The sequence below is a fragment of the Pseudomonas sp. SZ40 genome (assembly GCF_052958135.1).
The window spans coordinates 37,594-59,768 of the sequence record NZ_JBQWIF010000016.1 but is presented as its reverse complement, the minus strand read 5'-3'; the positions used below and the strand labels follow the sequence as shown (position 1 = coordinate 59,768).

Annotated in this window: 19 protein-coding genes and 1 riboswitch; of the genes, 12 read left to right on the top strand and 7 right to left on the bottom strand. The window is 61.5% G+C overall.

Going from position 1 to position 22,175, the window contains the following annotated elements; all coding sequences use genetic code 11:
* Window positions 1-267: 267 nt before the first annotated feature.
* The 7 genes from ACT9T4_RS14455 to ACT9T4_RS14425 all read left to right on the top strand — a co-directional run bounded on the left by ACT9T4_RS14455 (window position 268) and on the right by ACT9T4_RS14425 (window position 9,999).
* A complete protein-coding gene (locus tag ACT9T4_RS14455; protein WP_499117597.1) occupies window positions 268-1,803 on the top strand; it encodes a hypothetical protein in 1,536 nt (511 codons plus the stop codon).
* A 354-nt stretch (window positions 1,804-2,157) separates the two neighbouring features.
* Window positions 2,158-3,105 (top strand): hypothetical protein, encoded by a 948-nt coding sequence (locus ACT9T4_RS14450; RefSeq protein ID WP_499117595.1) that lies wholly within the window; start codon window positions 2,158-2,160, stop codon window positions 3,103-3,105.
* A gap of 68 nt (window positions 3,106-3,173) precedes the next feature.
* Window positions 3,174-3,578, top strand: a complete 405-nt coding sequence (locus tag ACT9T4_RS14445; protein ID WP_499117593.1) for a hypothetical protein — start codon at window positions 3,174-3,176, stop codon at window positions 3,576-3,578.
* 195 nt (window positions 3,579-3,773) lie between these two features.
* A complete protein-coding gene (gene hrpA, locus ACT9T4_RS14440; RefSeq protein WP_499117591.1) occupies window positions 3,774-7,820 on the top strand; it encodes an ATP-dependent RNA helicase HrpA in 4,047 nt (1,348 codons plus the stop codon).
* A gap of 170 nt (window positions 7,821-7,990) precedes the next feature.
* Window positions 7,991-8,869 carry a serine hydrolase domain-containing protein gene (locus tag ACT9T4_RS14435; RefSeq protein ID WP_499117589.1) on the top strand — a complete coding sequence of 293 codons (879 nt, stop codon included), beginning with the start codon at window positions 7,991-7,993 and terminating at the stop codon, window positions 8,867-8,869.
* 310 nt (window positions 8,870-9,179) lie between these two features.
* On the top strand, window positions 9,180-9,653 hold the full coding sequence (locus tag ACT9T4_RS14430) for a hypothetical protein (protein WP_042552170.1): 474 nt from the start codon (window positions 9,180-9,182) through the stop codon (window positions 9,651-9,653).
* Window positions 9,640-9,999, top strand: coding sequence for a hypothetical protein (locus ACT9T4_RS14425; RefSeq protein WP_499117587.1), 360 nt, complete (start codon window positions 9,640-9,642; stop codon window positions 9,997-9,999). The genes ACT9T4_RS14430 and ACT9T4_RS14425 overlap by 14 nt, the downstream gene beginning before the upstream one ends.
* Window positions 10,000-10,070: 71 nt before the next feature.
* Here ACT9T4_RS14425 and ACT9T4_RS14420 read toward each other — a convergent pair whose 3' ends face one another.
* Entirely contained in the window at window positions 10,071-10,976 is a 906-nt protein-coding gene (locus ACT9T4_RS14420; protein ID WP_499117586.1) for a LysR substrate-binding domain-containing protein, read from the bottom strand.
* Between the two features lie 160 nt (window positions 10,977-11,136).
* Between ACT9T4_RS14420 and ycaC the strand changes: the two genes are divergently transcribed.
* Together ycaC and ACT9T4_RS14410 are read left to right on the top strand one after the other, a co-directional pair.
* Window positions 11,137-11,769: an isochorismate family cysteine hydrolase YcaC gene (ycaC, locus tag ACT9T4_RS14415; protein WP_042552173.1), complete on the top strand. Its 633-nt coding sequence runs from the start codon at window positions 11,137-11,139 to the stop codon at window positions 11,767-11,769.
* 208 nt (window positions 11,770-11,977) lie between these two features.
* A complete protein-coding gene (locus ACT9T4_RS14410) occupies window positions 11,978-14,335 on the top strand; it encodes an FdhF/YdeP family oxidoreductase (RefSeq protein WP_042552174.1) in 2,358 nt (785 codons plus the stop codon).
* An 89-nt stretch (window positions 14,336-14,424) separates the two neighbouring features.
* Here ACT9T4_RS14410 and ACT9T4_RS14405 read toward each other — a convergent pair whose 3' ends face one another.
* Window positions 14,425-14,649 (bottom strand): hypothetical protein, encoded by a 225-nt coding sequence (locus tag ACT9T4_RS14405; RefSeq protein WP_042552175.1) that lies wholly within the window; start codon window positions 14,647-14,649, stop codon window positions 14,425-14,427.
* A gap of 196 nt (window positions 14,650-14,845) precedes the next feature.
* Here ACT9T4_RS14405 and ACT9T4_RS14400 point away from each other — a divergent pair, with 196 nt between their 5' ends.
* On the top strand, window positions 14,846-15,301 hold the full coding sequence (locus tag ACT9T4_RS14400) for a hypothetical protein (protein WP_042552176.1): 456 nt from the start codon (window positions 14,846-14,848) through the stop codon (window positions 15,299-15,301).
* Here ACT9T4_RS14400 and ACT9T4_RS14395 read toward each other — a convergent pair.
* Both ACT9T4_RS14395 and ACT9T4_RS14390 read right to left on the bottom strand, forming a co-directional pair.
* Window positions 15,295-15,543, bottom strand: a complete 249-nt coding sequence (locus ACT9T4_RS14395) for a DUF1652 domain-containing protein (RefSeq protein WP_042552177.1) — start codon at window positions 15,541-15,543, stop codon at window positions 15,295-15,297. The two genes, ACT9T4_RS14400 and ACT9T4_RS14395, sit on opposite strands and share 7 nt — an antisense overlap.
* 111 nt (window positions 15,544-15,654) lie before the next feature.
* Entirely contained in the window at window positions 15,655-15,879 is a 225-nt protein-coding gene (locus ACT9T4_RS14390; RefSeq protein ID WP_082045704.1) for a PLD nuclease N-terminal domain-containing protein, read from the bottom strand.
* Window positions 15,880-16,340: 461 nt separating this feature from the next.
* On the opposite strand from ACT9T4_RS14390, the gene ACT9T4_RS14385 reads away from it, so the two are divergent.
* On the top strand, window positions 16,341-16,691 hold the full coding sequence (locus tag ACT9T4_RS14385; protein WP_042552179.1) for a hypothetical protein: 351 nt from the start codon (window positions 16,341-16,343) through the stop codon (window positions 16,689-16,691).
* A gap of 71 nt (window positions 16,692-16,762) precedes the next feature.
* The gene (locus ACT9T4_RS14380; protein WP_499117584.1) at window positions 16,763-17,029 is read left to right on the top strand and encodes a DUF1652 domain-containing protein; all 267 of its coding nucleotides are present in this window, start codon (window positions 16,763-16,765) and stop codon (window positions 17,027-17,029) included.
* Window positions 17,030-17,034: 5 nt separating this feature from the next.
* On the opposite strand, the gene ACT9T4_RS14375 is transcribed toward ACT9T4_RS14380, so the two are convergent.
* From ACT9T4_RS14375 to ACT9T4_RS14365, 3 genes are all read right to left on the bottom strand, one after another.
* Window positions 17,035-18,834 carry a methyl-accepting chemotaxis protein gene (locus tag ACT9T4_RS14375; RefSeq protein ID WP_042552181.1) on the bottom strand — a complete coding sequence of 600 codons (1,800 nt, stop codon included), beginning with the start codon at window positions 18,832-18,834 and terminating at the stop codon, window positions 17,035-17,037.
* Window positions 18,835-19,248: 414 nt separating this feature from the next.
* Window positions 19,249-20,409, bottom strand: coding sequence for an L-talarate/galactarate dehydratase (locus ACT9T4_RS14370; protein ID WP_042552182.1), 1,161 nt, complete (start codon window positions 20,407-20,409; stop codon window positions 19,249-19,251).
* A 308-nt stretch (window positions 20,410-20,717) separates the two neighbouring features.
* The gene (locus ACT9T4_RS14365) at window positions 20,718-21,761 is read right to left on the bottom strand and encodes a LacI family DNA-binding transcriptional regulator (protein WP_499117582.1); all 1,044 of its coding nucleotides are present in this window, start codon (window positions 21,759-21,761) and stop codon (window positions 20,718-20,720) included.
* 114 nt (window positions 21,762-21,875) lie between these two features.
* Window positions 21,876-22,080, top strand: a riboswitch (cobalamin riboswitch).
* Window positions 22,081-22,175 lie beyond the last annotated feature (95 nt).

Genomic DNA, 22,175 nt, shown 5'->3' with positions numbered 1-22,175 from the left:
CTTTTGGCCGGTAGCTGCCTGCTGCCACCGGCTGCAACCGGCCAAAAGCGGCTGGTCGCAAACAAAAGGTTTACGGGCAGAAACAGATGGTTAGCTTATCGTGCCCACACCACATGCAGTCGACTGATTTGCTAAGTTTGTGACGCCTTACCGTAGCGATTGGTCAAACCCATCTGTTAGATTTCAAGCGGTTTTCTGTGTCCCTCACCAGCGGGGCACGCGGCAATGAAACCTAAAGGAATCAAGGGGCCTAGAGAGGGCGAATGGATGCAACTGGACGACAAAGCTTCTTCGGCATTTCTCAAAGCGCTACAAGTGCTTTCCGATGAGCATGAGCTGGGTATGGACGCCCCCGCGTTATCAGCCGCTCAGCAACCACATCCACAAGACGCCAGCTTTTATCTGCAAGCGCTGTTTGCGCATCGCACCGTCAGTCATACGGAAGAGCAGGGAGAGGCTCCTATCGGCGCCTATCCACGTCTTTTACTTGCCTACGCTGAAGCCAGCGGCGGTGTATTTGAGCCTTCGCACGTTGAAGCCAACTCCGAGGATGGTTGGGACAGCCTGACGCTAACGTTCCGCCACGCCGATAAAAAGCAGCGCATCAAGGTCAGTGGCGTGGAGCACTCAGATTGGTTCTCCGACGATTTCGTCAAGGCGTTGAATCGTTTCGCCAAGCGCGCGAACTTTCTGGGGCGCTGGGTAGACTTTCACAACGGCGACAACGCCTGCACCAGTATTTACGTGCCCGAGGCGGCTCATACTCGGTTCAAGGCCCTACGCAAGAAGTACTCCAGCGTGCCGGAGGCGGACGTTTCTGAGCAAGAGGCACCTCATAGGGTGCCCTCTTTCCAGCCTTCCTCTGCGCAGGAAAGTCACCTCAACAAAGAACAGTCGGCGCTGCGCAAAGCCGCTTGGACAGATATAGAGTTTCGCCTGCGGTACGCCAAGTGCGGGGTTCCCCTGAAGAAATTCGAGGCCTATTTCCTTCGAGGCAAAGAGCCCAATATCCGTCCCTATGAGGACGATCCGATGCCTTTGGTTTATCGCCTGTGGTTGGCCCCGGATCAGAGTATTGAGGGATGGGTGAGGATTACCGAGCGCTTGCTTGCGGGCCCCAAGGAATGGACTACCGACGTCAGCATAGTGCCAACGGGCGATGGTGGCTCTTGGGAAGAAGTGGGCGGAAAGCGTCTTGGCGATCACATAATCGCCTCAAGCATTGCCGAGTCTTACAAAGTCCTGGTACGACATGCAGGAGCCCGTCATTACGACGGTAGCGAACCGTACTTTGGTTCCGACGTAATTCCGCCGCTGGGCTTTATGGGGGGCTGCGAGAAAAAGCTTTACCACTTTCTCAGCGGGCAAACACCCGGCAGCGAGCATCTGCTGCACAACGGTAAAAAGCTATTCGACCCTGAATTCCACTATGGTCGCATCTATTACGCAGACACCTGCAGGTGGCTGGATGGCACAACCCCTAGCAACAGCTACTGCCTGTATAACTATATGGGCGCACATTGGGTCAGGAGCATGGATGCTTCCCACATGATCAATATCGAAAATGACGAAGGCGCTCAGTTTTATTTGAATTGCTTTCTGGTGTTGGTTGCACGCTATCCGGAATCAGGCGTTGACGCCGAGCGCGCAGCTTACTGCAGTGAGGTGCGACAGTTGTTGAACGTGCGGCCGTTACTCGAGCCGCTCAATACTATGTGGAATCAGGCAAAAAATGAGCGTGGCCGCGTTGACCTGAACGCGTATATGCAGCAACCGCCGCTTTATATTGCCGAGTTTTCGTAGCGTCGGAACACGCGTAACGGCGCATGACTTTTGGCGAGCACACTCTACTGAGCGGCGCTTATTGGCCGACTGCTACCGCTTAGAAGGGCAGCTACCGGCCAAAATCGGACAGCAGCCTCATAAATAAATTTGTCTCCTTTCCGTCTACAAGCAGAGTTTTGCGCAATCGGCCAAGGTCACAGCGAGGGTATATCAGATAATGGTGACGCCCTCGGTATCTTTGCGTGATACCAAAAGTTATTTTGAAGAGTACCTGGTTACCTACGCAGACCAGTTGGACATCAAAGACTTCATCAATATTGTTAAAAACATCGGGGAGTAACGATGAGCGGGAATTCGTTCGCTGGATTTGACTTGAGCTACTGGAAAACCAAGGACAAAACCTGGGTGGCAGAGCGCGAGCAGGCCTGGCAACAGGTTGAAATATTGCTGCAGGGCTTGTCTCAACCGAAAAAGTGCAAAGCGATCAGCAAGCGCTATTTCATGAAAGGCATGCTGCCGGATTGGCAAAAGCACCTGGACGATGAGGACAGTCCGCTCAATCTGCTGTTGTTTCTCTACTTGCACCCAAGCCGTGATGAGCAGGTTTTGCGTGCGCAGCGTGAGTTGTATCTGAATGCGCCCTGTATTCGAGCCCGCGACGTACTTCAAGGTATGGGTAATTTGTTGAAGATTGGCTACTTGATCAGCTCGACGGGTGGCTTTGTGGTCGCTCGAGAGGAAGTCATCGCCAAAGAGCTACCGCACCTTGTTGATAAGTTGGAGTCGTTGCCTCCGGTGGGCAATAAGCCTCCTTTCATCATATATAAAAAATTGGTGCTACAAACCGAAGGCAATAACGAAAAGTTTTTTTCGCTACTTTGGCCTGAGGCTTCTCAGCGCACGCTTAAGCTGCCTGGCGAGCGCAAGGAAATGATGTTGCCCGTGCTTGACCATGATCGACTGTGGACACTGAGTCGTTGGCTCACCTTACCGCTTCCTCTAAATGCTGGTTCTTTGGATATGCTGTTTCAGTACCCGCAGCCGCGCGAAAGCTGGTACGCTCAAGCCGCTACTGCGTCGATTCCATCCGAGCGGTTTACCAGTCTATTTCTGGTGGCGCTCTACCGGATATACCATTTCGATCAGGCCGCTGAAGGTGAAACACCACGTACTCATTTTGTACGGGAAATGATCGATATGTTTGACTCCCGAGATTTCACTCCGGCCTTTAAAGAGGCATGGGCTCATATCAAAGCGGGAGGCCTGGATATCCAGAATCCGTGGTCAAATGATTATGTTCTGAACGGCTCGAATTTCTGAGCAAGGCTTGTTTATCTAAATGAATAGAGGGCTGTCTAATGGGTTATGACGTGCGTAACGGTAATTCAATGATCACTATCGACTGTTCTCGAATTTCAGCACTGTTGGCTGCCCTCGATTATTCAGGCGACGATGATCTTGGGCCTGCAGAGAATTTGATCGAATGCATGTTGCTGAACGATTGGGGGTGCGTTGAGCAATCAGCCGAGTTTTTGGCTTTCACACACGATCCTGACGAGCCGATAAATTGGGAGAGTTTCGTCCAGCTAGTACCTTTCGTCCAAGAGGGTAGTTATTTCGAGCAACGTCCTGGTGATTATGTGCAGGATCTTCAAGGCAATAGCAGGCACGGAGTAATGCGCGCCAGTGTCGAAGACGGGGTTTTACATTGCCGTCTTTATGCATTAGTCAAAGGTGCCGACGGCCTCAGCATCCGACAGTTGATCGAAGATATAGATCCTCAGTTAATCTAGCTAATAGCTTTCAGCTGTCAATGCCTGCGCTCATGGTAAAGGGAAGAGGGTTATTTATTAGCCTACTGTCCGCTTTTGGCCGAAAGCCGCCGCCCTCCAACGACCTCATCGCGCTCACTCCATCAACAGCCCACCCTGCACGCCTCACCCCGGAATCTGCGACAATCCCACCTTTTCCGCGACCGCCCGAGCCTGATGACCGACGTCCCCTTCGATATCGCTGCCCTGCAGAACAACCTCGACCACGCCATGATTGCCGACCGCCATCGTTTGCGTCGGCAGTTGCATGAGCTGCAGAAGAGGCCCGACGAAGCCAAGCAGGCGCAGTGGCTGGAGCGTTTTCAGGCGTCGTGCGCGAAGGTCGAGGCGCGGCGCTTGAGTGTGCCGGTGATGCGTTACGACGATGCGTTGCCGATCGCGGCCAAGCGCGACGAGATCAAGGCGGCGCTGGCCAAGCATCAGGTGCTGGTGATCGCCGGTGAGACCGGTTCGGGCAAGACCACCCAGTTGCCGAAGATCTGCCTGGAGATCGGCCGTGGCCAGCACGGCCTGATCGGCCATACCCAGCCGCGGCGGCTGGCGGCGCGCAGTGTGGCGACGCGGGTGGCCGAGGAGATCGGTACGCCGTTGGGTGAGCTGGTCGGTTATCAGGTGCGCTTCGAGGATCAGAGCAAGGACAGTTCGCTGATCAAGCTGATGACCGACGGCATTCTGCTCGCCGAAACCCAGCACGATCGCTATCTGGAAAAGTACGACACGCTGATCGTCGACGAGGCCCACGAACGCAGCCTCAACATCGACTTTCTGCTCGGTTACCTGAAGACCCTGCTGCCGCGTCGGCCCGACCTCAAGGTGATCATCACCTCGGCGACCATCGATCTGGATCGCTTCAGTAAACACTTCAATGATGCGCCCATCGTCGAAGTCTCCGGCCGTACCTATCCGGTGGAAACCTGGTACCGGCCGCTGGCGGCCGAAGTGGACGAGGAGGGCGAGCGCCTGCTCGACGACCTCACCGTCGATCAGGGCATTCTCGCCGCGCTGGACGAGATCGCCGCCCATGAGAGTGCCGAGGGCAAGCGCCCGGGGGATGTGCTGATTTTCCTGCCGGGCGAGCGCGAGATTCGCGATGCCGCCGAGGTGCTGCGCAAGGCCAACCTGCGCTTTACCGAAGTGCTGCCGCTGTATGCGCGGCTGACGCCTGCCGAGCAGCAGAAGATCTTCGCGCCCATGGCCGGGCGCAAGATCGTGCTGGCCACCAACGTCGCGGAAACCTCGCTGACGGTGCCGGGCATTCGTTACGTGATCGACAGCGGCACGGCGCGCATCAGCCGTTACAGCTACCGCGCCAAGGTGCAGCGCCTGCCCATCGAGGCGGTTTCCCAGGCCAGCGCCAACCAGCGCAAGGGCCGTTGCGGCCGGGTCGAACCGGGCATCTGCGTGCGCCTGTACAGCGAGGAGGATTTTCTCGGCCGGCCGGAATTCACCGACCCGGAAATTCTGCGTACCAACCTGGCGGCGGTGATCTTGCAGATGCTGCACCTGCGCCTGGGCAGTATCGAGGATTTCCCCTTCATCGAGCCGCCGGATGGCAAGGCCATCAGCGATGGTTTCAACCTGCTGCAGGAGTTGTCTGCGGTCAATCGCGAAGGGCAGCTGACCCCGCTGGGTCGCCAGCTGGCGCGCCTGCCCATCGACCCGCGCCTCGGCCGCATGGTGCTGGAGGCCGCCAAGCTCGGCAGCCTGCAGGAGCTGCTGATCGTCGCCAGCGCGCTGTCGGTGCAGGACCCGCGCGAGCGGCCGATGGATCGCCAGCAGGCGGCCGACCAGGCCCATGCGCAATGGAAGGATGTGGATTCCGACTTCGCCGCGCTGATCAACCTCTGGCGCGGCTTCGAGGAGAAACGCCAGGAGCTGGGTTCCAACCCGCTGCGCAGCTGGTGCAAGAAGAACTTCCTCAACTACATGCGCCTGCGCGAGTGGCGCGACTCCCATCGCCAGTTGGTGTTGCTGGCGAGGGACCTGCAACTGGGCGACAACGCTTCCCGTAGGAGCCCGCTTGCGGGCGATTCAGCGCCAGCAGGTCCAGCGGAAAAGGCCGTGCAGGCAGCGCCTACCACCGACACCAAGGTCAATGTGATCCTCCGTGAGCAGGCCGAGGCCAGTGAAGCGGCGCAGCGTGCCAAGGGCTACGCGGCCGTGCACAAGGCGATTCTCAGCGGCCTGCTCAGCCAGATCGGCCAGAAAGCCGAGGAGGGCGATTTCCTCGGTGCCCGTCAGCGTCGTTTCTGGGTGCATCCGTCGTCGGTGATCGGCCGCAAGAAACCCAACTGGATCATGGCCGCCGAGCTGGTCGAGACCACCAAGCTGTTCGCTCGCCAGGTGGCCAAGATCGAGCCGGACTGGATCGAGCCCCTGGCTGGTCACCTGATCAAGAAGAACCACTTCGAGCCGCACTGGGAGAAGAAGCGCGGCCAGGTGGTGGCGTACGAGCAGGTCACCCTGTACGGCCTGATCGTGGTCGGTCGCCGCCCCGTGCATTACGGGCCCATCGACCCGCAGGCGTCCCGCGAGCTGTTCATTCGTGAAGGCCTGGTGCGTGGCGAAATCAACAGCCGCGCCAAGTGCCTGAACGCCAACCGTGTGTTGCTGGAAAGGCTCGACGAGCTGGAGGCCAAGGCTCGCCGTCGCGACATTCTCGCCGACGAGGAAACCTTGTTCGCCTATTACGAGGCGCGCATTCCCCAGGACATCTACCAGGCGGCGACCTTCGAGAGCTGGTACAAGCGCGAGAGCGGCAAAGATCCGCATTTGCTGATGATGCGCGAGGAAGACGTGCTGGCCCGCGAGGCGCTGGAGGTCACCGCCGCCCAGTATCCCGATACCCTGCATATCGGTGAGCTGCAGTTGCCGCTGACCTACCACTTCGAACCCAACCACCCGCGTGACGGCGTGACTCTGCGCGTGCCGGCGCCGCTGTTGCCGCAACTGCCGGGCGAGCGCCTGGAGTGGCTGGTGCCAGGGCTGATCGAGGCCAAGGCCATCGACCTGGTGCGCGGCCTGCCCAAGGCGCTGCGCAAGAACTTCGTACCGGTGCCGGATTTCGTCGGCGCAGCACTGAGCAAGCTCACCTTCGGCCAGGGCAGCCTGCCGGAAAGCCTGGCTCGCGAGCTGCAACGCATGACCGGTGCGCGTATCGACGAGCAGGCCTGGGTCGAGGCGACCCGGCAACTCGAACATCACCTGAAGATGAACATCGAAGTGGTCGATACCCACGGCAAGCCGCTTGGCGAAGGCCGCGACCTGGCCGAGCTGACTGCACGCTTCGCCGAGGCCAGCCAGGCCGCGCTGGCCATCCCGCAAGCCGACAAGGTGCAGAAACCGGTGGAGGCCAAGGGCTTCGCCCAGGTCGCCGAGAAGACTCAACAGAAGGTCGCCGGGCTGTCCATGACCGTGTTCCCGGCGCTGGTGGAAGAGGGCGGTGTAGTCAAGGAAGGGCGCTTCCCGACCCAGGCCGAAGCCGAGTTCCAGCATCGCCGTGCCCTGCAGCGTCTGTTGCTGCAACAGTTGGCCGAGCCGGCCAAGTTCCTGCGCGGCAAGTTGCCGGGGCTGACCGAGCTGGGTCTGCTGCACCGCGAGCTGGGCCGGGTCGATGGGCTGGTCGAAGACATTCTGCTGGCCAGCCTCGACAGCTGCATCCTCGAAGGCGAGCAGCCACTGCCCCGTGACGGCGCCGCGCTGGCCGCCCTGGCCGAGAAAAAACGCGGTGCCTGGGCCGACCACGCCGAGCGGCTGGCCCGCCTGACCCTGGACGTGCTCAAGCTGTGGCACGGCCTGCAGAAGCGCTTCAAGGGCAAGATCGACCTGGCCCAGGCGGTGGCGCTCAACGACATCAAGGCGCAGCTGGGCAATCTGGTCTATCCCGGTTTCGTCCGCGAAACCCCTAGCGAATGGCTCAAGGAGGTGCCGCGCTATCTCAAGGCCATCGAACAGCGCTTCGACAAGATCGGCGCGCAACTGCAACGCGACCGGGTGTGGAGTGGCGAGCTGGCCGGCTACTGGGAGCAGTACCAGGCGCGCCTCGGCAAGCACCTGCAAGAGGGCAAGCGTGACGCCAATCTGGTGCTGTACCGCTGGATGCTCGAGGAGTATCGCGTGTCGCTGTTCGCCCAGCAGTTGGGGACGAAGATGGCCGTGTCGGACAAGCGCCTGAGCAAGCAGTGGAGTCAGGTGGAAGGCTGATCTCGCCCTGGTAGCCTGGGCCGCCGTTGTGGGAGCGCGCCATGCGCGCGATTCTGCGTCTCTGCCCGCTCCACGCTAGCGGCTGAGCAGGGTAGCCATCGCCAGCTGCCGCCTGGACCGATGAGTTCTAACCGCAAGACAATCAAACGCCTTTCAGGCGGTGGAGCGCGATGTCTGGTTTTTCATGCGAGCGGGTCGTAAACGGTCAGCTCGCTACCTCGGGGTTGCCGGAGCCGTTGGTGCCCTGGTGGAGTTTCACCAAAACCGTGCTGGCGGCGACCGCCCTGACCCTGGTGCGTGATGGGTTGGTGTCGCTCGACGAGGTCGTGCTGGGCGGCCCCTTCACGTTGCGGCAACTGCTGAAGCACGAAGCTGGCCTGGCCGATTACGGTGAGCTTGCCGACTACCACGCCGCCGTTGCCCGTGGCGACGAGCCCTGGCCCGCCAGCGAAATGCTCGAGCGCCTCGATGCAACGCGTCTGCGTTATCAGCCTGGGGTTGGCTGGGGGTATTCCAATGTCGGCTACCTGTACGTCACCCGGTTGATCGAGCAGCGCAGCGGCACCTCGCTCGGGAGCGCCATCGAGCAGCGGGTGTTGCAGCCCCTTGGCGTGCCCGAGGTTCGTCTGGCGAAGACACCGGCGGACTTGCGCGACGTCGATATGGGCAGTGCAACCGCTTACCACCCTGGCTGGGTTTATCACGGCTTGCTGGTGGGCAGCGTGTCCGCCGCCGCCTTGCTGCTGGACCGCTTGCTGGGTGGCAGCCTGCTGCCTGCCGAGCTGTTGGCGCAGATGCAGGAGCGGCGCGTGCTGGGTGGCCCGATTGCAGGGCGCCCCTGGACGGTCGCCGGCTATGCCCTGGGGTTGATGCGGGGCGATATCGAGGGCGGCATCCTGCTAACCGGCCACACCGGGGTAGGGCCGGGCAGCGTGATCGCGGTTTACCGCTGCACCACGGATGCCGGTACGGCGACCTGCGCGGTGTATCAGAAAGACGCCCGCGAAGGCGATGTGGAAGCAGAACTGGTCGCCTCGCTTGGTCGCTGACGACTGACGCTTGACCCAGCCACCAGCGCGGTGCCGCAAAGGTGGACGATAAAAGCGTTGTCCACCCTGCGGCTGGGCCATCGTCGATGACCAGCGATCGGCCGTCGTAGGGCGGATGTCGCTCTTTACATCCGCCGTGCTGGATCGATGACGCGCGATCCACCCTGGGGTTGCTCGGGCAAGGCGTTCTTCTGCAGGCGTTGGGGATTTATTTCTGTTGTGCGTGGTCATTCACGGTGGATTGCGTGTTGCTTCGTCATGCTTGTTCAGCGACATCGCCACCGACCTGTGTGCACATAAGGAGCATGTGATGGAAATGAAGATATTGGCCAGCGGTATTGGCGCAGCTCTGCCCAAGACCAGCATTGGTTTCAGCCTGTTCAGCGGTGTGTATATCCAGCTAAGACGTTCGAGCAGCGACCAGCCGCAGACGTTCGGTATCGCCTCCGGTCCCGAGATCGGTGGCAACAGCGGCACGCTGATCGCCGGGCATATCGAAACTGCGTGGATGAAGATCGACACGACCAAGCACGCCTGGCTGTGCAGTCGCTCTTCACTGGTTGGCAAGCTGGGTGAGGTGGAACTGAAGGGGACGCTGGCCTTCAGTGGCACCGTGGACGTGAATTTCACGATCTATGACGCGAACAACGAATCCACCTTCTCGCTCAGCCGGATCAAGGTCGAGTCCAAAGGCGGGCAGTTGGCGGACACCAAGATTCGTGGCGTGATCAAGGACATGATGGGCAAGACCCAGAACGGGAGCGCGCTCTGTGCACAGCCGTGACCCGGGTCGATTCCCTCGTCTGAAGACACTGTGCAACCTGATCCTGCTGGTGCTTCAGCTGATTACCGTGGCGGCGTACTGGGGCCTGGTGGATGCCAGGACCGATTACATGGCCATCAGTCAGGGGCTCTATCCCGACAGCGAACTGCTGATGAACAGCCGGCTCGCCGACTGGCTGGTTTCCATGCCAGCGATGGCGGTGGTAGCTGCCGTCTTCGTCGCGAGCGTTGCCAAGGAGTTTGCCGGTCTTTCCAGAGGGCGGCGGATCCTGCTCGACCTGGTGCTGCTGATCGGCCTGGCCGCGGTGTTCGGTCTCGCGGCCTCTCGGCTCCATCCCGTCGTTTAGCGGAGAGTCTGGTCTTTGGGCGCTCTGCGCCCGCTTTGCCTGGGCGCCTGGGGCGCGGACCGTCGTGCGGATCAGGCCATATCGCTTTCTCGGAACTCTTCGGCAAGGAAGTCGATCAGCGTGCGTACCGAGGGCAGTAGGCCGCGGCGGGAGGGGAAGATGGCGTGGACGATGCCGCACTTCGGTTCCCAGCCCGGCAGCATTTCCACCAGGGTGCCGGCATCCAGGTCCTCGCGCACCGCGACCCGCGGGACGTGGGCAATACCGACGCCGGCCAGGGCACCGTGGCGCAGGGCGATCAGGTCGTCGGTGACCATGCGCGGGCGATGGGGGATCAGCAGCTTTCCCTCATCCGGGCCGAACAATTCCCACTGGTATTCACGCTGCGAGCCACCCCAGTGCAGGCTCGGGAGCTGGCCCAGATCGGCGGGCTGAAAGTTCTTCGGCAACTGCTTGAGGAAGTCCGGGCGGCCTACCAGGCATTGTCGGCTGTTGCCCAGTACCTTCATCACCATGTCGGTGTTTTCCAGCGGCGGGAAGCGCACCCGCAGGGCGATGTCGAAGCCTTCGTGGAGCAGGTCGACGCGCCGGTTGGTGCACTCGATGAACAGCTCAACGGCCGGGTAGCGCAGCATGAAACGGGTCAGCATCGGCCCGACCCAAGAGTTGAGCAGGGTGGTCGGGCACGCCAGGCGCACCAGGCCGCGAGGCTCGCTGAGGTTGCGTTCGATCACTTCGGCGGCACCCTCGGCCTCCACCCGCATGGCCACGCAACGCTGGTAGTACTCCTGGCCGATTTCCGTGAGCGAACAATGGCGGCTGGTACGGTGCAGCAGGCGCACGCCGAGGCGCTCCTCGAGCAGGGCGATGCGTCGGCTGAGCTTGGACTTGGGTATGTCCAGAGCGCGGCCCGCGAGGGCGAAGCCGCCGTGCTCCACCACTTGGGTGAAGTAGTAGAGGGTGTTGAGATCTTCCATCGGTATACCGTTCTGAAAATGGAACGCTGTGGGCGAATTTTGCTGTCTGGTGCATCAAGGGTGTCGAATTTAATCTTTACCACATGCAGCGACAACTGCACGACACCAAACGAATCCAGCCGAACGACTCGGCAGCCCACTGAAAATAGAGGATCGCGCCATGACCACTTCCTTCACCTACAACCGCCTCGACAAAGACAACGCCGTCGTTCTGCTGGTCGATCACCAGGCTGGCCTGCTCTCGCTGGTGCGCGACATCGAGCCGGACAAGTTCAAGAACAACGTGCTCGCGCTGGCCGACCTGGCCAAGTTCTTCAACCTGCCGACCATCCTTACCACCAGCTTCGAAACCGGCCCCAACGGCCCGTTGGTACCCGAGCTGAAGGCGCTGTTCCCGGATGCGCCGTACATCGCTCGCCCTGGCCAGATCAACGCCTGGGACAACGAAGATTTCGTCAAGGCGATCAAGGCCACCGGCAAGAAGCAGCTGATCATCGCCGGTGTGGTGACCGAGGTGTGCGTGGCGTTCCCGGCGCTGTCGGCGCTGGAGGAGGGCTTCGATGTATTCGTGGTGACGGACGCTTCAGGTACCTTCAACTCGATCACCCGTGACGCCGCCTGGAACCGCATGTCCAACGCCGGCGCTCAGCTGATGAACTGGTTCGGCGTGGCCTGCGAGCTGCACCGCGACTGGCGCAACGATGTGGAAGGGCTGGCGAAGATCTGCTCCGACCACATCCCGGACTACCGTAACCTGATGACCAGCTACGCGGCCCTGACCGGCAACAAGTAAAGGCCATTCGGCGAGCATGAAGGCACCTCCGCGCAGGTGCCTTTTTCTCGTTGGCATGCAGCGCCCCGCCATCGGCAAAACGCCGCTGCGCCTGATCGGCCGGGACACATGAGGTCATAAACGCCCCCTCTGACCGTAGGGCCATTAACCCGAACCTTTCAGCAGGCGCCTTCGTCGTACCAGTACCACCAACGTGCTGGAGAGGGTAATGCTGACTGATCCGAAGACCCGCTATCGACCCTATACCGACGCAGCCGGTGGCTGGGGGTCGGCCAAGTCCGTGGCGCGTATCGTGCTGCGTGAACAGGCGGTGGTGAAGATCGGCGCGGCGTTGCTCAAGCAGAACAAACCCTCGGGGTTCGCCTGTGTGAGTTGTGCCTGGGCCAAGCCCGGTGACACCCACCCCATGGAGTTCTGCGAGAACGGTGCCAAGGCCACGGCCTGGGAGCTGACCGCGAAACGCACCGGCCCGGAATTCTTCGCCCGGCACCGCGTGGCCGAACTGCGCAACTGGTCGGCCTACGCGCTCGAACAGCATGGCCGGCTGACCCATCCGATGCGCTACGACGCCAGTACCGACCGCTACGAGGAAACCAGCTGGGAAGCCGCCTACCAGGAAATCGGCGCCACCCTGCGAACGATGGAACCGGACGAGGTGGTGTTCTACGCCTCCGGGCGCGCCTCGCTGGAGGCCTCGTTCATGTATCAGCTGTTCGCCAGGGCTTATGGCACCAACAACCTGCCGGACAGTTCCAACATGTGCCACGAGAGCACGTCGGTGGGCCTGCAGGAAAGCATCGGCGTACCGGTCGGCACCGTGACCCTCAATGATTTCGAGCACACCGACTGCCTGCTGTTCTTTGGCCAGAACGTCGGCAGCAATAGCCCGCGCATGCTTCATCAGTTGCAGGAGGCGCGGCAGCGCGACGTGCCGATCATCACCTTCAATCCGCTCAAGGAGCGTGGCCTGCAGCGCTTCGTCAACCCTCAGTCACCAGGCGAGATGCTCGGGCCGAACTCGACGCAGATCAGCACCCAGTACCATCAGGTGGCGATCGGTGGCGACACCGCTGCGGTCACCGGCGTGGCCAAGGCGCTACTGGATCTGCACGACGCGGCCCTGCAGCGCGGTGAGCCTGGCCTGCTGGACGACGCATTCATCGCTACCCACACCAGAGGCGTCGAGGACTTCATCGGTTATGTGCGCGAGCAGAATTGGGCCGAACTGGAGTCCATCACCGGGCTCAGCCGTGGCGCCATGGAAGCGACGGCGCTGACCTATGCCCAGGCGCAGCGGGTGATGATCGTGTATGGCATGGGCCTGACCCAGCATCGTCAGGGCGTGCAGAATGTGCAGATGCTGGTCAACCTGCTGTTGCTGCGCGGCAATATCGGCAAGCCTGGGGCGGGTATCTGCCCGGTGCGTGGGCACTCCAACGTGCAGGGCCAGCGCACCGTGGGTATCGCCGAAGACCCGGCCAAGGTGCCGGTCGACCTCATCGAGCAACACTTTAAATTCAGCGTGCCTGAGAAGGTCGGGCTGTGCACCGTCGACGCCTGCAGCGCCATGCTCGACGGGCGGGTGCGCGGCTTCGTCAGCCTGGGGGGCAACTTCATTCGGGCGGTGCCCGATACCGCTCGGATGGAGCCGGCCTGGCAGCGCCTCAAACTCAACGTACAGGTGGCCACCAAACTCAACCATTCCCATCTGTTGCCGGGTGAGCAGGCCTGGCTGCTGCCGTGCCTGGGGCGCATCGAAGCCGATCGGCAGGATGGCGTCGAGCAGAGCCACAGCACCGAGGACAGCACCGGTTGCATCCATGGCTGGCACGGCAGCAGCGCGCCGGCCAGCGAGCACCTGCGCTCCGAGCCCGCGATCATCGCCGGCCTGGCGCTCAGTACCTTGTCACCGCAGGTCGCCATCGACTGGGACGGCTGGCGCCGGGACTACTCCCTGATCCGCCAGGCGATCGCCACGATCTACCCGGAGATCTTCCGCGACTTCAATCAGCGCATGTGGGAGCCGGGCGGTTTTCACCGGCCCTTGGGCGCGGCGCAGCGTGAGTGGGCCACCGCGAGCGGCAAGGCGCAATTCGTTACCCCGCGGCGGTTGAGCGTCGATGATGACGTGCAGGCACCCTATGTGCGGCGTGACGTGCTGCAATTGATGACGATCCGCAGCAACGACCAGTTCAATACCACCATCTACGGTTACGACGACCGCTTCCGCGGCGTGTATGGCACCCGCTCGGTGATCTTCATGAACACCGACGACATCGTCCGCCTTGGGCTGGCAGCCGGCGACTGGGTGGACGTGACCACCGCGGTGCAGCCGGAAATCGAGCGGCGGGTCGGGCCGCTGCAGATACTCGCCTACGACATTCCCCAGGGTTGCTGCGCGGCCTACTACCCGGAGTGCAACCCGCTGGTGCCGCTCTGGCATCATGCCGAGCGCAGCAAGGTCCCGGCGGCCAAGTCGATACCGGTGACGCTGCGTCTCAGCGATGCGGTGGCGCCAGGTGACACCCTGCCACAGCATTCGGCAGTGATTGCTTCGCAGCGTTAGCCGCTGCTCGGGCACGGCGCCTAGCTGTGCCACGCCGCTGAGGTACTGCGCGACCGACCGCCAGAGCGATCGGCCCGCGCAGTGCGGCATCAGTCCTGCTGACGAATCTTGCGCTCGGCTTCCTGGGACTTCTCCCGGATCTTCTGCGCTTCCTGCTCCTTGGTCTTGATCGAGGTCGGGGTGATGACGCGGTCGATGGCTTCGGTTTTCTCTCCTGGCCTTTGAATCTCCTTCTTCACCACGTTGACGTCGTCGCCTTGCACATCCTTGGCCGGAGCGTTCGGTGGGGTCTGATCGATCGGTGTGTTGCTCATGTCGTTCTCCTCGTTGGCGAATGGGCTCTACAGTTAGGAGGCCGATCCGACGGGTGAGTTCGGACAATTCCCGTCTGTATCCGGATGCTTCCAAATGGCCGTTTCACGGCCCCCCGGGTGCAGAAACTCGGAATCTCTGGTGCTGACCCGGATCGAATGAAAGGACGTTCGACAACCACGATGCTGGAGAACAAACATGGGCGAATTCAGGATTTATCTCGACGACGAACTGCTGTGTGCAACCCGCTCACCGGTGCTCGCACAGGCTGCCTGGCACCGCGCGTCGCGTGATGCCAGGGTGGCCGAGGCGGGCGGTACGGTACGTGCTTACGAGGGCGAGGTGACCGTGGCGGAAATGCACCCGGAACCTCGGGTTGGTCATCCCTGGCCGGACGGCCGTGATCGGCAGGCGGATCTACGCGACGTATGGGACAGCCTGTTGCGGATGCTCGCGCAGCAAGGGCTCGATGACCAGGCGCTGACCGATGCCCTGAACCGCTTCGGCCTGAAGACCAGCAGTGTGCAGGCGACGGTGCATGATGACCTGGGAGGGCGGACGATTCCGTCGGCGGCGGAGCTGGTGGTATTGCTCGAGGCGATCCAGCAGGCGCAGCCAGATACGCGCTCGCGGACTGACGCTGGCGGTTACTGACGCAGGATAGTGTTCATGCGGTGGCGTTCGAAGATAGCCGGGGTTTCGGCGCGAACCCGGTCTTCGATCAGTTGAATGATCGCGAACACTTCCATGGGTGTCAGTGACGTTTTGCAGGGAATGTCACTGACATGAATGGCGGTTGATGAGTCGGGCTCTTCGAGGGTGACGCTCATGCGCGTGGGAGAGTCCAGGGACGCTTGTACAATAATTGGCGAGAAATAGTTGTACAACAGGGCCATCGCGTCCAGAAATCTCATTGTTGCCACAATAATCGCTCTCGACGTCAAGCCTGAAGGGTGGCGTTATAATGTCGGCTTAAAAGATAGTGTCAATTCCGTTCAAGTAACCGGCTATTTACTATGTTCGGGTGAAGAGGGCGGTTTCGGCATGCCGCGTGGCCCGGCATATCCCCAGGCGATTATCCCGAATAATGGGAGCGCTATTATCGCCACGGCCCATATCAGCCGAGTGTTGAGGCTCTTATCGCTGCGCCACAAGTTCATGATCGCCACCAGATCGATGAAAGCGATCACGACAAATGCGCCCAGCCAGAAATACAGCGAGGGATCGTTCATGGTAGAGCTCCTGTTTGAGAGGGTGGAGGCCTGTTGAGCAGGGCTCCTCGGGGCTGCGTAGCGGGTAGGCTGGCTTGCAGGCGGCTTGATGGCAGTCGTCCCCCAGCATGCGAGATCGCATTGCCATCTTTATGGATATAGCGCGATTCATTCACCGCTATATAAGGGTACGAAGTGCACCCGGATATTAAGTTCGTATGAAGGGATGGTCGGTGACAGGAATAGTGATTATATACAAGTATATAATCGCATCTTGATATCAATCGCCTTCGCCCATGCGTGCATGATGCCTGCCGATAAATTTGCCGTTCATGCATTTTGCACTGGCCAATTAATCAGGGCTGAAGCGAAGTCCCCGGAAACCGGGGCATTGCAGCGTCGAGAAAGTTGGCACGGGTGATGCACTTATTCATTTGCAAAGAATTGATAAGTGCGCCACTTCTGCCAATAAGGAATTCTCGATGACCGTCTCTGCCATCAACCAGTTGATCACTGCCCTGCCTGACCATCAGGTCTCCATCAAGCCGCGCCCGGATGGCATGTACCTGCTGACCATCAGCAAGGACGGCGAGAATGTCTTCGTCAAGGCGGTCGACAAGCAGTCGGTGATCAGCGAGGCGGGCGTGCATGCCCTGCAGCGCGAGATACTGCGCGATCGCAAGCTGGTCAGTGGCGAGGTCAACTGGAAGGGCACGGGGGCCCATTGGGTGTCGCGCAAGCTGCCGACCTTCACTGGCGCGCCAGTGAACCCGACCGCTGCGAAGATGATGTGGTCGCGCCGCAACCTCGATAGCCTGCGACCCACCGCCTGACAGCGCGCTGGAATGGCCCCGTTGATGCGGGGCTTTTTGCATCTGCGTGATGGCTGAAGGGAGGCTGCACGATGATGTCAGTACTCGAATTGCGGCGGATCATCGAAACGGCGTTTCTACCCGAGATCTGCCGCTGCAGCGTCAGTCACGATGATTCGCTGGTGGTGCAGATCAGCGAGCCGGCGAGCGGTGAGGTACTGGTGAGGATCATCGGCGTGCCGCGCAGCAGCCTGTCGACATCCCGTGATCTGTCCCGGTTCGTCATGCAACTGCGTAAGGAGCTGCACGAACGAGATGCTGAGCAACAGGTGCGCGACGCGCGCTCAGCCGGCCGCTAGCGGCTTCAGGATTTGCCCAGCAGCCGCGACGCATCGAAGCCCATGCGCATGTTGCCCCAATGGCGGCCGTCGAAGATGAACGGCACGTCGATCTCGGTCATGATCTCGCCGGTGTCGCGCAGGTAGGTCTGTAGCAGGAAGCGCTGGGTGTTGGTCGCGGCGCGCAGGCCCACCGGGTCGGAGAACATGCGCTTGTTGCGGCACACCGGCAGGTCGACGGCGCGATTGCCGGTCGGCGCTTTCGATACCCAGCTGTTGTTCACCGGGCAGTAGCCCTTGCTGTCGACGATGAAGGTGACGATGCCGCCGGCCGTACCCTTGGTCAGCTTGTCGATCTCTTCCTGGCAGATCTGCGCGAAGCGCTCGGTGTAGCCGGTCATGTACTGCTTGGGGTCGGTGTTGGCAATCAACCGGTAGTTCTGGTCGAACAGGTTAACGCCTTCGCGCTGCAGCGCGGCCAGGCGAACCTGCAGGATGTCGCGGCACTGGCTGGCGCGGGTGATGGCAGCATCCAGCTCACCCTGGCCCAGCACGAAACGACCCAGCAAGGTCTGCACCCGCTCGGCCACCCCGGACAGATCACGGGTGGCGGTGGCGGAGCGCTGCATGCGCTCGTCGATGGCCTGGCTGTCGGCATGGATCTGCGTGACCCGCTCGTTGATGCCGGTGTTGGCATCGGCCACCTGCTGGATGTGCTCGGCGATTTCCGCGAGCTTGCCGTTGGTGGATTCGAAGTCGACGATCATGCTTTCGAAGTGGCCAGTGGCGCGTTCGACCACCACCTGGGTTTCCCGGGCACTGGTGCTGATCAGTGCGGTCTGCTCGTGGGTCGAACCCACTTCCTTGAGCATGGCGTCGATGTTCTGCGAGATGTCGCCAGTGGCGCGGCTGACGTTTTGCGCCAGGGTGCGTACCTCGTCGGCCACCACGGCGAAACCACGGCCGCTTTCTCCGGCGCGGGCGGCTTCGATGGCCGCGTTGAGGGCCAGCAGGTTGGTCTGCGAGGAGATCTGCTGGATCAGCCCGACGATGGACTTGATGTTCGACGAGCGCTCGTTGAGGGCGGAAACCAGGGTGCCGAATTCGTTGAGGCTATTGGAGATGGCGCCGATGTTGCCGGTCACCTCCAGCAGTTCGGCGTAGGAGTCGCGCGCCATGCTGAGGTTCTGTGCGGTGGTGCCGGAGATCGCCTGGGTCTGTTGCGACACTTCTTCGATGCGGCCGACGGCGCTGTTGCTCTCGCTCATCACTTCATTGGCGAAGCGCGCCTGGTGGGTGGCGCTTTCGCTGGAATCGCTGATGTTCTTCAACGAGCGGGCGGACTCCACGGCGATCTGCACGGTGAGTGCCTGCACGTTGCTGATGATCTCGCGTTGCTTGGCCAGAAAGCGGTTGCAGGTACTGGCCAGGGTACGGATTTCATCGTGGGTCAGCAGGGGCAGGTCGCGGGACAGGTCACCTTCGCCGTTGGCGATCTCTTCCAGGGCGCGGGTCATGTTGTCGACCGGGCGCACGATCAGGTGGCGGAAGTACCAGACCATGAAGCTGACCATGCCCAGGGTGAACAGCGCACTGAGCAACAGTGCGTTGCCCAGAGTGTCGAGCTTGGCTTCGACGCGGCTCAGCAAGGCGGCATCGATCTGCGCGGCATGCAGTTGCTGAAGGATGTCGGCACGCAGGCTGATGGCCACCCAGAACAGCAGGCCACTGACCACCACCAGCAGAAAAAGGCTGGACAGCTTCTTGGTCAAGGTATCGAAAAAGTGCATCTCGATCGAATCGTACAGCGACTTCAACGACTGCATGCCGCAGCTCCTGGCTAAGAAATATCCTTGGGTTTCCTTTTATTCGACCGGCAGCGCGGAAGCTTTAATGGCCAGCGCAGCTTTCGGCGACGTTACGCGCTTAATCCAAGGGAGTTGTCCGCGCGAAGGGCGCGCAGTTTAGTGCCCCGACTCAGGCAGTTAAAGTGCCACCATCGACGATTGTAGCTGCTGATTGGCGATTGCATTGCAAGGGTGGGCCGGGGCGCGTAGCCGACGCTTGCCTGCGCGGCCCGACCCATCCACCAATCGCCAAACGCAGTGGTGGATGAAAAGAGCGTCATCCACCCTACATACAGGTGACGCGTCACCAACCGGTAGCCGTAGCGGTGGATGAAGACAGCGTCAGCGACGCGCTCCGGGCCACCCTTCATGGCCGTGACGGCGTCGGGTGGGTTAGCGGCGCTGGCCGATCTCCACTTCCTGGGCGGTCCAGCCGGCGACCCGGTCGCTGAGCGACAGGCCGAGACCCGGGCGGGTCGGGACCAGCATGCGTCCGTCGCGGGTTTCCAGGCGCTCGTTGAACAGCGGCTCCAGCCATTCGAAGTGCTCGACCCAGGGCTCGGTGGGGTAGGTCGCGGCAAGGTGCACGTGCAGCTCCATGGCGAAATGCGGGGCCAGCATCAAGCCCGCCTGTTCGGCCATCGAGGCGATTTTCAGGAATGGGCTGATACCGCCAACTCGAGGCGCGTCCGGCATCAGGTAGTCGGCGCCACGGGTCTTGATGAACTCGGCGTGCTCGGCGACGCTGGTGAGCATCTCTCCGGTGGCGATCGGCGTATCGAAAGCCGCCGCCAGGGCCGCGTGGCCTTCGGCGTCATAGCAGTCCAGCGGCTCTTCGATCCACACCAGGTTGTAGGCTTCGAACTGGCGACACATGCGTTGGGCGGTCGGGCGATCCCATTGCTGGTTGGCGTCGACCATCAGCGGGAAGTCGTCGCCCAGGTGGCGGCGTACGGTGCTCACGCGCTCGATATCGATGGCCGAGTTGGGTTGGCCGACCTTGAGCTTGATGCCACCGATGCCTTTTTCACGGCTCAGGTCGGTGTTCTTCATCAACTGGTCGAGGGGCGTGTGCAGGAAGCCGCCGGAGGTGTTGTAGCAGCGCACCGAGTCGCGCTGAGCGCCCAGCAGGCGTGCCAGAGACAGACCGGCACGCTTGGCCTTCATGTCCCACAGGGCGACGTCGAAGGCCCCGATGGCCTGGGTCGACAGACCGCTGCGGCCGACCGAAGCGCCGGCCCAGCACAGCTTGGTCCAGAGCTTCTGGATATCGCTGGGGTTTTCGCCGATCAGTGCCGGGGCGATTTCTTGGGCATGGGCGAACTGGCCGGGGCCGCCCGCGCGTTTCGAATAACTGAAGCCAAGGCCGCGATGGCCATCCTTGCTTTCGATCTCCACGAACAGCATGGCGATCTCGGTCATCGGCTTTTGCCGTCCGGTCAGCACCTTGGCGTCGCTGATCGGGTTGGCCAGGGGCAGGAAAACTGAAGCGATACGAATCCAGGCGATCTGATCCTGGTCTGCACAGCCTTGGGAAAGGGGTTGTTCGCTCACATTGATTACCTCGCTTGACGTTTTTGTTGGTGCCGCCAGGTGCTTCAAATCACTGACGTGAATCCGGACGTTAAGCTGATTAGGTAATCATTCAAGGGAATGGGCAGAGCTTCAGGGCTGCTTCAAGGCGAAAGCAGCCGTTCGTAGTCGGGGGCCAATTGGTGGGCTAAAGCGGATCGCCGCCCGGCCCACCCTACGGTTAGATGCGCGGCTGTAGGGTGGGCTTTAGCCCACCAAATCGAAGGTCCGCTTTCGCCACTAAACAGCCAAAGCCGAGTGAATTAGGGGCTGGATATGTGAGTCGACTCTCACGCACTTTGCCGTTCAACAATGCTAAAGCCGGTATCGATGCGTACTTTCACCGGCTCTTCATGGGGGTGATCGAGGCGTTGCACCAGCGCGCGGGCGGCCTGCACGCCGATGTCCGCGCCGTTGATGCACACGGTGGAGAGGGCGGGGTGCAGGTGAGCGGCGCTGCTCAGATCACCAAAGCCCATCACGGCCAGATCCTGCGGCACGCGAATGCCCCGTTCGGTGGCTTCCTCGAGTATGCCGTGGGCCAGGGTATCGGAACTGCACACCACCACATCGGGGCGCTCGCCACCGGCCAGCAGGCGCTGCAGGCCTTCGCGCCCCAGGTTCACCGTGGCCGGTGGCGGCAACACCACGCGAGGCACCTCGGCAATGCCCTGGCTCGCCAGTTCGCCGATCAGGCTTTCGCAGCGGCGGTGGCCGCGGGGGTCATCCAGGGTCACCACGGCGAAACGTCGATAGCCCTTGCCCGTCAGGTAGCGCGCGGTGGCCACTCCGACCGCCTCGTGGGAGAAACCCACCAGCATGTCCAGCGGCCGCGGCGCGAGATCCCAGGACTCGACGATGGGAATGCCCGAACGCGACAGGCGTGTGCGGCTGGCCTTGGTGTGCAGGGTGCCGGTCAGCACGATGCCATCGGGACGGCGCCGCAGGATGGCGTCGAGCAACTGCTCTTCGCGTTCGGCGCTGTAGTTGGTCAGGCCGATCAGCGTCTCGTGGCCGGCTTCGGTGAGGGTGTCGATCAGTGCCTGCACCGTGTCCGAGAAGATCGAGTTGGCAACCGTGGGCACCAGCAGGGAAATCAGCCGACTGCGCTGTTCGGCCACGCCGGTGAGCATGGCCGGTACGTAGCCGGTCTTGTGTACGGCTCGAAAGACCTTTTCGCGCAGTTCGGGGCGGACGATCTCCGGCTGGTTGAGCGTGCGCGACACGGTGATCGGCGAAACCCCGGCGACCTTGGCCACATCCGCCAGCGTCGGCGGCTTGCTTGGGGCACTAGAGGAGCGCCTGCCGGTCGCTCGATCATCGTCTCGCTGCATCCTGTGTTTCCTGGCCAACCCGAGTCGGGCGATGTTATCCCAGCAGGCGATGCTTTGGTGCACGGATCGCGGCAACTGCATGGCGATGATTGACGGCTCGACGCTTGGATGGTCAGATGCGCGCCAGTTTCAGGTGTCCCATGCCGCCGTGCATGGGGTGAAACGGGAAGCCGGTTCGTCATGAACATGATCAGTCCGGCGCTGCCCCCGCAACGGTATGCGAGCGAAGCATTCGAATGACCACTGTGCCACGGCATGGGAAGGTGAATGCTTCATGACCCTCGCGAGCCCGGAGACCGGCCCGAAACTTCAGTTTGGCAAACCCGCGGTGGGCGGGCGCAGGCCGGTTTCCGTGGGCTTCGTACGCCTGCGATTCCCTATGCGTTGTTCCCTCCGGGATTCATTCATTCCTGT